Below are 15,755 nucleotides of genomic sequence, written 5' to 3'. Positions count from 1 at the left end.
GAGGAAAGCCGCTTTCTATCTTGAATATCTATTAACTATTAAAAAAAAGGAGTATCTCAATATATTTTGTTGTTTTATGGATAACATAGAAAGGAACGTAGTGATATCGTATTAATTACTAGAAAACTCATTCACCACTAATATATAACTTGTTTTTAAGTCCAAATCATAATCAATGGTATTATATATTAACTTTTTTATGTCGGTAAATTTTTGCAGTAAATATGAAGGGTGTCTATTTGATAGTTTATTAAAAATCTTATTTTCCAAATCTAGAAGTTCAATATTAACGTTGGCAGATTTTTTAAGGATTCTATTCATTAATAATAATAAATTATCAATAAAATCTAGCCATAATTCTCGGTCTTTAGTAGTAAAGCGATGAATAAAATCTAACGTTTTGTTATCTGCTATCGACTGAATAAACTCGGAATATAATTCGTTTTTAGTATGATGGATAGATGATCTAACATTAATTTTAAAACATCTTGATCTAATTGTAGAAATAATACTTGCAGCTCTTGAAGTAATTAAAAAAATGTAACTATTCTTTGGTGCATCTTCAAGAATTTTTAAGCATGAATTCGCTGCATTCAAATTCATAAGCTCTGCCGAATAAATTATTGCAACTTTATAACCTGAAATTGCAGAAGTTTTACTTAAGAAGTCTTGTAATTTTCTTATTTGTTCAATAGAAATATTTTTAGCATTAGATGTAGCTGAAGTTTCCCTAGCGATGAAATGATAATCAGGATTGTTGTCAAGAGGAATGCTATTCTTAAAAAGCTTAATATATATAAACTCTTCTAAATCTTTTAAAGCTTGCTCTATATTTTCGGCTTCGATAAGCCAACTATTGTATAGCTTATTATGTTTTAAGTTAAACTCTAGGCGTTCAATTATCAATGGTTGTAATATCATTATGAATTGTACTTAAGAAGTATTCTATATCATTCCGGCTTTTGCAGAGCATTATTGCATGAGCTGGTTTTTCTAGTGTCACCCCGCAAGCGTGTAACGGGGTTCGGAAATTATTAGTACTGTAAATACGTTACTTCCTTTAATTACAAGCTTCTTTCATTTTTCTGCCGGCTCTAAAAGTAGGTTGATTGTAAGCATCTATTTTCATTTTTGCTCCGGTTTTTGGGTTACGACCCTCACGTGCTTTTCTATGATGTATTTCAAATGAACCGAAACCTGTTATATTAATATTATGGTGGCTCTTTATAGCACTAATCACACTATCAAGAACTAAATTCAGTGCTTTCTCGGCTTCAGCTTTTGTTAATGTTTTATGTGAAGCATGTTTATGATTATGACCATGGTCGGTCATAAATGCTATAAACTCGGTTTTATTCATTTTTTTTGGTTCTTTTGTGTTATGTGTACTCATAATAAAATCAATTCTCCTTTGATAGGTTAATATGTATTGATGTTTTTTTATAAAACAATATATACAACTGGCAATAATATACATCAATATATTTTTTATGTGAGTTAATTATAACAAACTACCCACATACTGCAAATGCCAGTTATTTACAAAATTTAAAATATATACGTTATTATATTAATTTATAGAAAAATGTAGCCATTTTACATCAGTTATACTGTTAAAACTGTCTTAATCAAGTAATTAAAGTGAAAATTTATCGTTAAAACCCTAATTTATTATCAGTAGTAAATTACAAAAATTAATTTTCTACTCTATAAAAAATTATTTTTAATAAAAAACAATATATACTTAATTTACATAAAAAGTGGAAACTGTCTTTCATCTTTTATATAGAATATTTCTAACCGACTAGCAGATTATGTAATAATTCACTATGCACATTAATTTAGAATAAAATTTTTAATCCAATGTTATTGTCTAAAATTTGTATTAAACGCCCTGTCTTTGCTACAGTTTTGAATTTGGTTATCGTAGCTCTTGGAGCAATTTTTTTTACCAAACTACAAATTAGAGGTACTCCGGATATTTCAGTTCCTATTATAAATGTCGAAGCTCATTATGCAGGTGCCGATGCCTTATATATGGAGCAAGAAATAACGACACGTATAGAAAAAGCTTTAAAGACGGTTAAAAATTTAGATTATATAACTTCTCAAAGTTCTACCGGCGAAAGTAGTATTACTTTATCGTTTCTATTATCTACCGATATTGAAGTAGCACTAAACGATGTCCGCGCCAAAATATCGGATATCACTTATATGTTCCCGCAAGATATGAAAACCCCGTCAGTTACAAAACTTGATGCCGATAGTTTCCCAAGCCTCTTCATAAGCATTGAAAGTGATCAATATAGCGATTTAGAATTAACAAAGATCGTCGAAGATAATCTACAAACACCGTTAGATAAACTTGAAAGCGTAGGACAGTCACAAATTTACGGCGGTCGGGAATATATAATGAGAATAGAACCCGATTCTAAAAAATTATATCAACATAAAATTTCTTTATTGGAGATTGAATCCGCAATAAAAGAGCAAAACAAAGATTATCCCGCAGGTACGATTAAAACAAAAAGCAATAATTTTATAGTAACTCTTGCAGGTTCTTTATCTACACCGGAAGAATTCGGTAATATTATTCTAAAAGTACAAAACGGAGGTATCATAAAATTACGAGATATAGCAAAAATATCTTTAACTTCTCCCGATGAGGACATAATTTTTAGATATAACGGCAAAAGCTCCATTGCCCTTGGTCTTATAAAAGAATCAAAAGCTAACGTCATAGATTTATCACATGAAGTAACTAAAGCACTAGAAAGAATTAAAGAATCCATGCCCAAAGGAATAAGCATGGGTATCGCATATGATGCAGCAACACCTGTAAAAGCATCAATTTATGCAGTATTTCAAACAATTTTTGAAGCTTTAATATTAGTAGTTTTAGTCACTTATTTATTTCTTGCTTCTGCTAAAATTACCTTAATTCCGTTTGTAACGATTCCGGTATCGTTGATCGGTACTTTTAGCGTAATGTATGCTTTTGGATTTTCTATTAATATATTTACGCTCCTTGCTATGATACTTGCTATAGGTTTAGTGGTCGATGATGCGATAGTTATGCTTGAAAACATTTTTAGATATAATGAAATGGGGCATAAACCCATGGAAGCGGCTATGCTTGCTTCTAAAGAAATCGGCTTTGCAATCATTGCTATGACTATTACGCTTGCTGCCGTATTTTTACCCGTGGGTTTTATAGAGGGTTTTATCGGGAAATTATTTATTGAATTTGCTTGGACTTTAGCATTTTGTGTTTTGTTCTCAGGATTTGTTGCTTTAACTTTAACTCCTATGATGTCAAGTCGTATGGTTACAAGACATAATACGGACTTACCGAAATTCTTAGTAAAGTTTAACGACATTCTACAATTTATTCAAAATAAATATATTTACTATCTAAAGCTAACTTTTGACAATCAAAAGAAATTTGTCATCATTATTGCATCATCATTTATAGTGCTGATTATTAGTTTTAAATTTACTCAAAAAATTTTCGTACCCCACGAAGATGATGGATTCTTACAAGTTTCTCTTAAAGGTCCTGAAGGTTCTAATTTAGAATCTTCTACTAAAGTAGTGAAAGAAGCCGAAAAAATCCTTGCTAATTATAAAGCTATATTAGGTTATCTGATGGTAATAGGTGCAGGCGGTAGCGATAACGTTTTTGGATTCATTCCTCTAAAAAATTGGGGTGAGCGTTCTTGTTCCCAAGAAACTATTAAGAATATGTTAAATAAGCAGTTTTCTGAAATACCGGGCATGTCGATTTACGCTATGGATCCACGTTCAATGGTTAGCGGGAATGCAAGTAGCCCTATCGAGTTTACTATTCAAACGAACCTTGAATATGATGATCTAGATAAAATATCACAACAATTTATTGATATAATGAAAACAAATCCTATTTTCTTAAACGTCAATAGAAATTTACAATCGGCAATGCCGACTATAAGTATAGAAGTTAACCGTGATAAGGCTTATTTATACGGAATGGATTTGGCAAATATAGGTAAAACGGTACAATATTTACTTGCAGGTCAACAAATCGGGCATTTTAGAATGAGTAATGATTTATATGACGTTATATTACAATTTAATCAAAAAGATCGAAAAGATATTAGCGATTTTAGTAAAATTTTAATCAGAGCAAAAAATAATAATATGTTACCGCTTGAATCGATAGCCAATATTACGGAAAAAATATCAGTAAAATCATATAGTCATTATAATAATTCAAAATCCGTTACTATTTCTTCCGATCTTGCTCCTGACAGGAAAATTGATGATGCAATTAATGAAATCAATAAAATAGCCGCTAAGTTACTTGATCCTAGTAATACTATAATTGAATATATCGGAGAAATTAAACAAATGAGAGAGGCAGACAGTAATATGCTTATAACATTTGTGTTTGCTCTTATATTTATCTATTTAGTGCTTGCAGCTCAATTTGAAAGCTTTACTGACCCTTTATTAATATTACTCGCCGTACCTTTCTCAATAACCGGTGGTGTACTTGCTCTCTGGCTTGCCGGTAATAGCCTTAATATGTATAGTAATATCGGACTTATTACTTTAATTGGATTAATTACTAAAAATTCTATTATGATAGTAGAATTTGCTAATCAGCTAAGAGCAAAAGGAGTAAAGGTTCAAGAAGCTATAATAGAATCCTCAAAACTTCGCTTGCGTCCAATTCTTATGACTACTCTTGCTGCCGTAGTCGGAGCTTTACCTCTAGTTTTTGCAGACGGAGCCAGTGCTGCTGCTCGTAATTCTATAGGCTTTGTAATAGTTGGAGGATTAAGCATCGGTACTATATTTACAATTTTTGTTATACCTGTAATATATCACACTTTTAAGAAGGGTTAATAAATTATAGAATTATAAAATTTAGTAGACATATAGCTCAAAATGAGGAATGATTATTTTACGTTAGTTTTGTTGCATGGTTCGGAAAACGCATGTAGTGTCATCCCGAGGCCTCGCCACGGAATCCAAAAATGTAACTCATAATACTAGTGTAATTTTAGTATTTTAACTGGACCCCGCTATCAAGTTGTGAGATGACAGAGGCATGAGCCACACAACAAGGTCTTTTACGTTTAACTAAAAGGAGATTAAATATGTTAATAAATACTTCTAATAATCCACTTATTACTACTGTACATTTATTATCTTCTATAGGTGCTATAAATTGGGGCTTAGTCGGATTATTTAATTTTAATTTAGTCACACTTTTATTTGGCTCATTTCCAATTATTGTTACAATACTTTATATAATTATAGGCTTTTGTGGTGTATGTTCTTTCCTTTGTTTAGGTAAGCTATTTTGTAAACCCGGAATAGAAAAGGCGAAGTAACTCTACCTTTTCGTCATTGCGAGCAGCCGTAGGCTGCGTGACAATCTCATGAAATCATAACAAACTCCTGAGATTGCTTCGTCAATTGCTATGCAATTTCCTCGCAATGACTACCTCACAACCTCACTTGTGCTATAGCAGTTATTGCTGCTGTTTCAGCACGTAATATATTCCTTCCTAAACTTATAGATTTTGTATTCTTATATGAGGCAAGAAGTTCCAGCTCATCATTAGTAAAGCCTCCCTCCGGTCCTACAATAATAGTTATATCACTATTACTAAGTGATGATGAAATGCGTAATATAGAATTTTCTTCTTTTTCATGTTCATTAGCATATAACATCAAATTATTATTCTTTTTTAGGTAATCTTGTATTGTGATAGCTTTTTCAATTATCGGGGGAGTAAGACGTTCTGATTGCTCTGTTGCCTCAATAACACATTTTGTTAAACGTTCGATATTTACCGATCTAAATTGACACCACCTAGTAATTAACGGAATAATTTTAGTTATACCGAGTTGCGTAGCCATATTTATTGCAAGCATTAATTTATCTTGCTTTATTATAGCAACAGCAAGAGTTAACGTAGATTCTGTATAAGGCTTTTTTAACTGTTCTTTAAGTCTAACCGATAGGTTATTTTTACCTATATCGTTAATTTGTGCTAGAAATTCTCCATCCGTACCGTTAAAGAGACGTAAGCCATCATTTACTTTAAGACGTAGCACCGTTTTGACATAATGAACATGATGATCACTTGCTAATTCTATCTTGCTATTTTCAGCTAAACGACTATTAATATAAATACGGTTATATTTCATATATTTAGTACTATGGACGATAAAAAAGATAATAGACATCTTTCCAAACCAGCTTATAGAGAGGAATGTACAGGAGACACGGAATGCAGCACTACAGCGTATATGGACATACGTGAGGATGTGAGTACCGGATCGACGTCTAAATTACCTCTAGAAGCGAAGTTTGTAAAGATATCTAATAATATATCAGAAAAAGAAAATTTACCAAAAGAAAAAGAAATTGGCGGTGTTAAAGGTCTAGAACCGACAAGATACGGGGACTGGCAGCATAAAGGTAAAGTCACAGATTTCTAATGCCTTGCCTTCAACACACTAAAATTTTACCCTATAAACCGCAAGAAGTGTTTGATTTGGTCTGGGATGTAAAATCTTATCCTAAATTCCTGCCTTGGTGTTCTGCTTCTAGAATTATTTCAGAAAATAATCAAGAGGTTATTGCTGAATTAGTAATTCAGTTAAAAGGCTTTTCAGAAAAATATAACTCACGAGTTACAAGCGAAATAACAGATAATGGAATATATTTGATTAATACGGTAGCTATTTCAGGACCTTTTGAATATTTCAAAAGTACTTGGCAATTTGTTCCATGCACGGCAGGAACTGCATTAAAATTCTTTATTGATTTTAAAATGAAATCCGTAATACTGGATAAATTAATTGGCACTTATTTTACCAAAGCAACCGAAAAAATGATTATAGCTTTCGAAAGGAGAGCTAAAGAGGTTATTAAATAAAAAAGAGTAAGGTTATAGATCTATAACCTTACTCTTTAGAAAGTTTTGTATTTAGTTACTAGGCAATATCAGATATATATCCTGCATCTCCCTCATCTCCTAAGATTTGAGTTTGATCACCATTAAGATGATTATAATCAAGGCTATAAAACTGCTCTTCTTGTTCTTCACTAGTACTGGAAATATGATAATTAAATAATTCTTCATAAGCTTCATTTATTTCAGCATATTTCTGTATTTCTTTTGAAAGTTCTACTACTTTATTTTGTATAGCTTTTTCTGTACCATGCCATAACTTACTTATAAAATTTGGCTTGTATTCTGCTAATTGGTTATTTTTGTAACTTTCTCTCTTTGCAACAGTTCCTAAACTTAAAGCTTTTTCAATATCGTCACTTGAATAGCCATTTTGTATTAGCTGCTGAATAATACAATCATGTAAAGGAAGAATACTAGTATCTAGAACTAATTTATTTGTATATTGTCCTTTCACGCCAGGTATTGCCTGATATAACACATGATCTGTTGATTCTACTATTTCATAGCCACCATTATATTTGTAACCAACGCCGTCTCTTGTTAAACTTAAGGTTGGTACGCGAGTTATTGCATTAGATATTATCTTAGCGTTTGTTCCTTCAATATATTTACCGGTAAATTTATCTATACCGTTTTTATCTATAGCAGTACCGTATACAAAACTTCCTAACCCCGAAGTAGCCAAATACTCTTCAACTTTAGTTGCTTCATGAGCTTGAGTAAAAAGCTTTATTTGTTCATTACTCTCCATAATGCCTTTTGCCCCATAACTAGTACCAAAAACACCCCATGTTATTAAAGGTATTTTGCTTAACCAACTACTAAATGAAAACAAACTACTTACTCCTACAAAAAAGCTTCCTGATGCTAATTTTATATAAAAACTATAATCTGCTTTTGCTTTTTCTATTAAAGATAAGTAAGTAATCGGTTTATTACTTCCGAATAAGTTTTGTATTAATAATTTCAACATATTCTATCTCCTAATTTAAATCACCATATTTCATGGTTGTAAATGCACTATAAAACAAAAGTAATCAAATATCAATCCTTTATTTAATAATAGATTAATCTTTGACTTGACATTTTTTAGAAAAAACCATATTTTATGGTAACTTTGATCAAAAAGAGGTAGATATGCATACGTACAAAAATTCTAAACATATTAGCACTAAAAAGCTTGCTTATATAGGTTTAGACCTCGCATATAAAACAGATGATTTAAATATTTATAAGCTAAAAGCATCAAAGGTCAATGAACAATTAACAGATAGCGGCTGGGAAATACTGACTGCTTCATGTGATAATATCAACACTGCTAAATATGCTTATAAAGCCGTCGCATTTATAAATAAAGACACTAAAGAAGTTCATATTGCTAGTGCCGGCACAAAATTCAATATATATGATTTATTAGACGACTTGCTTATCGCGCTGCACTACTTACCTACTAAACTAACTCCAATTCAGGCTTTTGTTAATGAAATAATTAACAAATTAGGCGGCTTAAGTAAAGCCACAGAATATAGTTTTAATACTAGCGGTCATTCACTTGGAGCAATCATTGCAGATTTAACCTTAGTAGAAATACATTCTCGCAACCTACATTTTAATAAATCTACAACTTTTGACAGCCCTGGCTCAAAACCGATAATTGAAAGAGGCATAGAAAAAAATTTATTTACCGGAAAAGTAACAACTCCAATAAAAGAGCTAGCTACCCATTCTAAGATATATAATGCACAACATAATCTTATTAATATTACTAATAAGCATTTTGGACAAACAACAATGGTACTTCCGGGTAAAAAAACAACACTATCACAATCAGAAGAATGGGCATCATATTTATATAATTTTGCCAAACAAAAAGTTACAAAATATCTAGGAATTAATGGAATAGTCGCAGGCTTTGAAGAAATCATAGCCGGAATCAGTAAACATGGACTTGTTAATTTTTCTGATTTGAAACAGAATATTACTTTAACCATAGATGATTGGGAAGCAGCAACACCAAAATATGCTAAAAATACTCTAAATTTAAAAAATAATTTATATAATCAAATAGTTGAAACTGAAACCGGAGCTAATTTAGTTGGGATGTATAATAATTTTCAAAGCTGCAATCAAGAATATGCTCAGGAAGTCCAAACAACAGGAGATATAAGTAATTATCATCTATATCCTCTAATATGTTAAATAAAAAAATAAATTTATAGGCAGAAATCACCTTTCGCCTTTCATATTCATTATTTCTTATTTAGAGCAACTAAATAGATTTCCGTAGATTCACTGCGGCTGGATGAAGGTTTAAAATGTTTCACTGTTTTAAATTCACACTTTACTTTATGTAATAATTCATTTTCTGCACCGCCACGAAAAATTTTAGCAACAAAATGACCGGAGGGTTTTAGTACTTTTAAAGCAAATTCAAAAGCTTGCTCACATAAAAGTAAGGTTCTTATATGGTCTGTAGCTTTATGACCTATGGTATTTGATGCCATATCACTCATTACTATATCAGCTCTACCGTCTAAAGCCTGAATAATTAATTCTTCCGTATCTGCTTCAAAAAAGTCCTTTTGAACAAATTCAACTCCAGCAACATGTTCAATTTCTAACACATCGATAGAGATTATTTTATTATTTAGGTTATTATCCGAAGCTTTAATCAGCTTGGAAGCTACTTGACTCCATCCCCCAGGAGCTGCTCCTAGATCAACAATTTTCATGTTAGGAGTAAAAAGTTTAAATTTTTCATGAATTTCAAGTAGTTTATATGCAGCTCTCGACCTAAAACCGTCTATACGTGCTTTTGCAACATACGGATCGTTTAATTGGCGTCTAAGCCAATTACTAGAAGAGATGGTGCGTTTTTTAGAAGTCTTAACTCTAACGAATTTATTTCTATAACCGCTTAAATTATTTGTCATAAAATCTTTTATACTTATAAATAAATGAAGAATAAGTAGACGAAGTTTAATCTGGAAAAGAGCAAGGAATCCACAAGATGAGGCACGAAAGCCGTTAATAATACTTGAGTACCACAGTACTTATAGCCAATTTTTCAAATTAAACGAATATGCTCTTTTGCTATTTTATCTAATACAGAATTAACAAAACCAATTTCATGCTCATTTAACATATCATTTGCTATGTCCGTATATTCGTTGATTACTACTTTAGCAGGCGTAGTAGGGCAAAACAATAGCTCACATATACTAACACGCAATAAAGCTCGGAGTAAGATCGGCATATGTGCAGGATCTTTATCATTTGTTAAATGATTGTCGATAATTTCGTCTAGTTTATGAATATTTTCAAATACTGACTTTACCAGCATTTTAAAATGACTTATACTTAATGATATTTTTAAATTCTCAGGTAAATCTGTTATAGAATTATTATTTTGATAAAAAGAAAGTACATTTTGCATGATATCATCCATATCGTCGTTATTTTGCAATATGTTTTGATAAATAGCTTGCACTGCTGCAATACGTGCAATCGACTTTTTATTAATTTTATTTGAACTCATAGAGAAAAGAAATTTAAAATTTAATTTTCGTCAATGCGTAAGGTGATATGGCGTGATGTCATTCCCGCGAAAGCGGGAATCCAGTAATTCAAAAACATAAATACTATTAGTTTTTAAAACTAATACATTTGTGATTACTTCATTTTTTTTCTGTGGATTCCCGCTTTCGCGGGAATGACATCGGAAACTAAGGAGCAACGTCCACTCACAACGACGAAATGATATCTATAACCTTACAATGTATACCTTAAAATAATTTATTAGTAAACTTATAAAATTTTTATGCTCTCTATAATAGGATTCATTATAACAATTAGTATCTTGGTATTTATCCATGAATTTGGACATTATTGTATTGCTAGATATTTTAATGTAAAAGTTGAGGAGTTCTCGATAGGTTTCGGTAAAACACTAATAGGCATTACCGATAAAAAAGGAGTTAGGTGGAAGATTTGCCTTATACCGCTTGGCGGTTATGTCAAGATTTACGGCTATGATCGCAACCTTATGGATAAGACTAAAGAAGTTAACGAAAAAGTAGCTTTTGATGCTAAATCTTGTTTAGAACGTTTTTTAATCGTTGCAGCAGGTCCGTTAATTAATTATTTACTTGCCATAATAATATTTGCAGGTTTTTATTGTTACTTTGGAAAAACAGAGATTCCTCCTATAATAGGTAATGTAGTAGCTTCATCACCGGCAGAGAGAGCAGCCTTAAGAGCAGGAGATAAAATTGTTAAGGTTAACGATAAACCTGTTAAAGATTTCGGGGACGTGCAAAGAGAGATATTAATTAACGGTTTTAGCTCTTCTACTTTAACTATAGAAAGCAAAAGTGAGGAATTTATCGTTAATATAATGCCTCAAGAAATAATTATATCACCTCCCGAAGAAAAGCAAGTTAAGAAAACTCTTCGCATCGGTATTATAGCTAAAAATGAACCTATTCATACTAAAATAGGAATTTTAGGAGGATTATGGGAAGCTATTAATACTACTATAGATATATCTGCTTTAACTCTAAACGCAATATCGCAAATGATTGTAGGAAAACGTTCATTCGATGCGATAGGAGGGCCGATAGCTATTGCTAAAGAGTCAGGCAAATCTATAGCTGGTGGAACCCAAATGTATCTGTTATTTATAGCAATGCTTTCCGTTAATTTAGGGTTACTTAACTTACTACCTATACCGGTGCTTGACGGCGGACATTTAGTATTTATATTATATGAAGCAATTACAGGTAAATTACCGCATCCTAAGACTAAAAATATTTTGTTACAATTAGGAGCAATAATCATAATTTTTCTTATTATAATTGCTGTTTCCAACGATATACAAAATTTGTTTTCCTAAATTATAGATTTGCTTGCTCTCGTTTATATTATCTACTATAGTGGAGTACATTAATTATGTTTGAATGCATTAGTTAGGAGAACTTTGTATTATTCTTAGCTAAAAGCGGAAATCCAGTTCTTTGTCATACCGCGACTTGAACGCGGTATCTAATTTATTATTTTTACCGTGGTCAAGCCACGGGATGACATTGGGTTTAAACAAAGAAATTTAAATTAAATCTTAAAGAAGGTTTTAGGTGACAATCAGATCAATTAGTAAGTTAACAATTTTATTATTAACGATTTTTTATTATCATATTTCATTAGCTGACTCTGTAATTCGTAAAATAACTATCGAAGGTAATCATAGGGTTGAGTGTTCTACTATTGAGAGCTATTTAAAGCTTAAGGTAGGAGAAACCTATAATACTTCTAAAGAAGATGAGGTAATAAAACGTTTATATGCCACCTCACTTTTTAGAAATATAAATATGCATATAACAAATGATGGTAATTTAATAGTTAACGTTACTGAAACGCCTTTTATAAGTAGTGTAGTATTTAGCGGTAATTCTAAAATCAAAACTAATATGCTCGCTAAAGAAATTTACACAATGTCGGGTGAATCTCTTAGCCAAGCTAAAATTGAATTAGATGTAAAGAAAATATTAGAAATTTATAAACGTAGCGGACGTTTTGCTACTACGGTAACACCTAAAATCGAAAATTTAGAAAACAACAGAGTTAAGGTTATTTTTGATATAGCAGAAGGACCAAAAACCGGTATTAACTATATTTATTTTAGCGGTAATGAAAATTATAGTGATTCAGAACTTAAATCTATTGTTTTAACTAAAGAATCTCGTTGGTTTCGTTTTTTAGAAAGTAACGATACTTACGATCCTGATAGAATGGAGTATGATAAAGAATTACTGAGAGGGTTTTATCAATCTGTAGGTTTTGCAGATTTTAGAGTAATTTCGGCATCGGCAGAACTCAATAATACTAAAGAATATTTCACCCTTACCTATTCCATTGAAGAGGGAGAAAAATATAGCTTCGGTAATATTACAATAGACAATAAATTAACTAATATAGATATAACACCGCTTAATAAAATTGTTAATATTAAGCAAGGCAAGGTTTTCAATATGAAAAAGGTTGATGATATAGCTGAAAAAATCGGAGAATATTTTACAGCGAACGGTTACCCTGCGGTAAATGTTTATCCGGATATAATGAAAAATGCTAATCATACTGCAGATATTAAATTTATTATTGAAAAAGCCGATAAGGTTTATATTAATAAAATTAATATTATTAATAACCTTAAAACCGAAGACCCTGTTATAAGAAGAGAATTTAAAATAGAAGAAGGTGATATAATTAATCGTTCATATATTGAAAAAGGTGAGCGTAATCTTAGAAATTTAGATTATTTTGAGAAAGTAGCAATTAGCTTAGCTCCAACTAAAGCTAAAGATAAATATGATGTTAACGTTGAAGTTGATGAAAAATCTACTTCCTCTATAGGTTTTGATTTAGGATATAATACTGCCGGCGGTTTATTCGGACGTTTCTCTTTCTTAGAGCGTAATTTAGTCGGTACCGGGAACCTGCTTAATGCCGGTGTGCAAATAAGTAAAAACACTACAAGCTATTACGGTGGTATTACCGCACCGCACTTTTTAGATCGTGATTTATCACTTGGCGTAAACACATTTAGAAACTATACCGGACGCGGTGCTAGTGTATTAAATACAACTGATCAAAGCTATAAGTTACACTCTATAGGAGTCAAAACTTCTCTTGGTTATGAAATTAAAGAGGATTTAGGTCACGAAATAGATTATTTAATCAAACGTGATATTTTAAGTGCTCCAACTCCATCAAGCTCAATATTCTTAAAGGAGCAAATGGGAAGATTCATTACTTCTGCTATAGGACATACTATTACTTATGATCAAACCGATAATAAAATTGTTCCAAAGAACGGTTATTTAGTAAGTGGCACACAAGAATTTGCCGGCGTTGGAGGTGATAACAAATATATAAAGCATGAAGTTGACGGTAAATATTATAAATCTTTCATGCATAACAAGCTTACTTTAAAATTATCTGCTTCCGGAGGCGATATTGCAGGCCTTGGAGGAAAAATTATTAGAATTTCCGATCGCTTTAATTTAGGTGATTATAGTTTAAGAGGCTTTGCAAGCGGTGGTGTAGGACCTCGTGAAAAGGTCACTAACGAAGGACTTGGTGGTGAGCGATATTACACATTCTCAACAGAGCTTAATTTCCCAACACCTATACCTGAGGAATTTAATTTAACCGGTACAGTCTTTATGGATTTAGGAAGCGTTTGGGGAGTAGGCCTAAATAAGAAACAATATCAAACTCCAAACGGTTTTTATAACGATAAATCTCTTAGAGCTTCCATTGGTTTCGGCTTTATTTGGGTAACACGTTTTGCACCAATCAGAATGGATTGGGGTTTCCCGGTTAAGAAGAAGAAATATGACGATACGCAGCATTTCCATTTAAGATTTTCGACGCATTTATAAAGATGTCTCATTGTCACCCCGTGGCTTGACCACGGGATCCAATTAAGGATGCTAGTCTTTTAGCATTTTAAAATTTTTTATTGGATTGCCACGCTTCTTGTCAATCGTCGCTCGCAATGACGAAATATGTCTCGTAGGAATCCATATCTCAGCATAATATAATCATATTTCAGCCGATGTAGCTCAGCTGGTAGAGCGGCGCATTCGTAATGCGTAGGTCTGGGGTTCAAATCCCCACATTGGCACCATCTTCTAAATAAAACTATAGCCCTATTTGTGATAGGCGTGGTAGAACCTGATATACTAATAATGTGTAGAAAAACGCTTTCGTGTCATACCGTGGCTTGACCACGATATCCAAAAAAATAACTTAAAATACTAATCATTTATTATCACCCTCAATTCAAGTGGTCAAAAAGTCCAGCATCTAAAGAACCTAAAGCGGTTTTAAAAAATGCTTATAAAATAAGTAATGATACTGAAAAACTTATTGCTGTTGATATAAAAAATGACCAGTTTGTAATATTTGATAATACAAGTGGTAATGTAGCTCATGTAAGGACATATCAAGAAATAGAGAGAGATGCTGTTTTAAAAAATAACCTAATCACAACAAAAATATGCAAATAAGGTAATCAAAACTTTAATGAAACCTCGAAGCGGTATAAATTATTAGAATAACAAAATGAAATAAACAATGACAGATAAATTATGGTATGCAAAAATAAATGAAGAAGATGCATATATCAGAAAAACACTTCAAGAATATATAGATTTATATTTCTTTGATTCTGTAGAATTTAAAGCAGTAGAAGATATAACCTTAGAAAATTTAGGTGAATTTTTAGAAGTAATGTTAAAACATTATCAACAATATCATTTTTTAGGCGCATTATATGATACTGGAGAAATATTAGAAGAATATTTCGATTATGTTTTTATGGATGATGAAAAATATATACATTATCCTAAATATTCTAAATAGGATAGACGTAATTTAGGTTGGTTATTGATAGTAACTTATATACAAATGTGTAATCCAAGACTATTTCCAGAAGATGTCCCGCATTTAATAGAATTTTTACACGCTAAAGATGGAGAAGTGACAAAGGCTCAAGAAAAGCTAAATACTTACCTTGCCCAATTTGATTTAATGAAAAGACAAGATGAAAATTACAGATGCTGGGAAACAATCACGAAAGAACGTCAGCAAGCTATAGTAGAAAATAAACCTTTACCAATAAGACCTATGAGTATTGAACTATCAAAATGCTTGAAAGATTGAAGTGGAAAACTTTTTTAAGACCATCATAGAGCTAGCGAAAGCATCGGGAGTACA

Annotated in this window: 13 protein-coding genes, 1 tRNA gene and 1 pseudogene; 9 read left to right on the top strand and 6 right to left on the bottom strand. The window is 31.6% G+C overall.

Going from position 1 to position 15,755, the window contains the following annotated elements; genetic code table 11:
• Nucleotides 1-111: 111 nt before the first annotated feature.
• Both ABVF33_RS05655 and ABVF33_RS05650 read right to left on the bottom strand, forming a co-directional pair.
• Complete coding sequence (locus tag ABVF33_RS05655) at nucleotides 112-921, bottom strand: DNA polymerase III delta subunit-related protein (protein ID WP_010976879.1); 810 nt, start codon at nucleotides 919-921, stop codon at nucleotides 112-114.
• A 139-nt stretch (nucleotides 922-1,060) separates the two neighbouring features.
• Complete coding sequence (locus ABVF33_RS05650) at nucleotides 1,061-1,393, bottom strand: HU family DNA-binding protein (protein ID WP_004996579.1); 333 nt, start codon at nucleotides 1,391-1,393, stop codon at nucleotides 1,061-1,063.
• Nucleotides 1,394-1,863: 470 nt separating this feature from the next.
• Here ABVF33_RS05650 and ABVF33_RS05645 point away from each other — a divergent pair, with 470 nt between their 5' ends.
• A complete protein-coding gene (locus ABVF33_RS05645) occupies nucleotides 1,864-4,890 on the top strand; it encodes an efflux RND transporter permease subunit (protein ID WP_499706597.1) in 3,027 nt (1,008 codons plus the stop codon).
• 254 nt (nucleotides 4,891-5,144) lie between these two features.
• Nucleotides 5,145-5,381, top strand: coding sequence for a DUF378 domain-containing protein (locus ABVF33_RS05640; protein WP_499706596.1), 237 nt, complete (start codon nucleotides 5,145-5,147; stop codon nucleotides 5,379-5,381).
• A 115-nt stretch (nucleotides 5,382-5,496) separates the two neighbouring features.
• Here the strand turns inward: ABVF33_RS05640 and ABVF33_RS05635 are convergent, their stop codons facing one another.
• Nucleotides 5,497-6,204, bottom strand: coding sequence for a 16S rRNA (uracil(1498)-N(3))-methyltransferase (locus ABVF33_RS05635; protein WP_499706595.1), 708 nt, complete (start codon nucleotides 6,202-6,204; stop codon nucleotides 5,497-5,499).
• Between the two features lie 12 nt (nucleotides 6,205-6,216).
• Between ABVF33_RS05635 and ABVF33_RS05630 the strand changes: the two genes are divergently transcribed.
• Nucleotides 6,217-6,498, top strand: coding sequence for a DUF1674 domain-containing protein (locus ABVF33_RS05630; RefSeq protein ID WP_499706594.1), 282 nt, complete (start codon nucleotides 6,217-6,219; stop codon nucleotides 6,496-6,498).
• Nucleotides 6,498-6,938, top strand: coding sequence for a type II toxin-antitoxin system RatA family toxin (locus ABVF33_RS05625; RefSeq protein WP_499706593.1), 441 nt, complete (start codon nucleotides 6,498-6,500; stop codon nucleotides 6,936-6,938). Before ABVF33_RS05630 ends, ABVF33_RS05625 begins: the two co-directional genes overlap by 1 nt.
• 58 nt (nucleotides 6,939-6,996) lie before the next feature.
• Here ABVF33_RS05625 and srfB read toward each other — a convergent pair whose 3' ends face one another.
• Nucleotides 6,997-7,950: an effector protein SrfB gene (srfB, locus tag ABVF33_RS05620; protein ID WP_499706592.1), complete on the bottom strand. Its 954-nt coding sequence runs from the start codon at nucleotides 7,948-7,950 to the stop codon at nucleotides 6,997-6,999.
• Nucleotides 7,951-8,114: 164 nt separating this feature from the next.
• Here srfB and rlip point away from each other — a divergent pair, with 164 nt between their 5' ends.
• The gene (gene rlip / locus ABVF33_RS05615) at nucleotides 8,115-9,176 is read left to right on the top strand and encodes a secreted effector lipase Rlip (protein ID WP_499706591.1); all 1,062 of its coding nucleotides are present in this window, start codon (nucleotides 8,115-8,117) and stop codon (nucleotides 9,174-9,176) included.
• 50 nt (nucleotides 9,177-9,226) lie between these two features.
• Here rlip and ABVF33_RS05610 read toward each other — a convergent pair whose 3' ends face one another.
• The gene (locus ABVF33_RS05610) at nucleotides 9,227-9,910 is read right to left on the bottom strand and encodes an RlmE family RNA methyltransferase (RefSeq protein ID WP_499706590.1); all 684 of its coding nucleotides are present in this window, start codon (nucleotides 9,908-9,910) and stop codon (nucleotides 9,227-9,229) included.
• 134 nt (nucleotides 9,911-10,044) lie between these two features.
• Nucleotides 10,045-10,515: a transcription antitermination factor NusB gene (gene nusB / locus ABVF33_RS05605; RefSeq protein WP_004996600.1), complete on the bottom strand. Its 471-nt coding sequence runs from the start codon at nucleotides 10,513-10,515 to the stop codon at nucleotides 10,045-10,047.
• Between the two features lie 282 nt (nucleotides 10,516-10,797).
• Between nusB and rseP the strand changes: the two genes are divergently transcribed.
• From rseP to ABVF33_RS05585, 4 genes and pseudogenes are all read left to right on the top strand, one after another.
• On the top strand, nucleotides 10,798-11,871 hold the full coding sequence (gene rseP / locus ABVF33_RS05600; protein WP_499706589.1) for an RIP metalloprotease RseP: 1,074 nt from the start codon (nucleotides 10,798-10,800) through the stop codon (nucleotides 11,869-11,871).
• Between the two features lie 238 nt (nucleotides 11,872-12,109).
• Complete coding sequence (gene bamA / locus ABVF33_RS05595; RefSeq protein WP_499706588.1) at nucleotides 12,110-14,416, top strand: outer membrane protein assembly factor BamA; 2,307 nt, start codon at nucleotides 12,110-12,112, stop codon at nucleotides 14,414-14,416.
• Between the two features lie 172 nt (nucleotides 14,417-14,588).
• Nucleotides 14,589-14,664, top strand: a tRNA-Thr gene (locus ABVF33_RS05590).
• Nucleotides 14,665-15,113: 449 nt separating this feature from the next.
• Nucleotides 15,114-15,701 (top strand): annotated as a pseudogene (locus tag ABVF33_RS05585) (hypothetical protein).
• The last annotated feature ends 54 nt before the right edge of the window (nucleotides 15,702-15,755 follow it).

Origin of the sequence: Candidatus Rickettsia barbarica (genome assembly GCF_041477405.1) — a bacterium.
Taxonomy (GTDB): Bacteria; Pseudomonadota; Alphaproteobacteria; order Rickettsiales; family Rickettsiaceae; genus Rickettsia; species Rickettsia rickettsii.
This window is presented reverse-complemented; position numbering and strand designations above follow the sequence as displayed.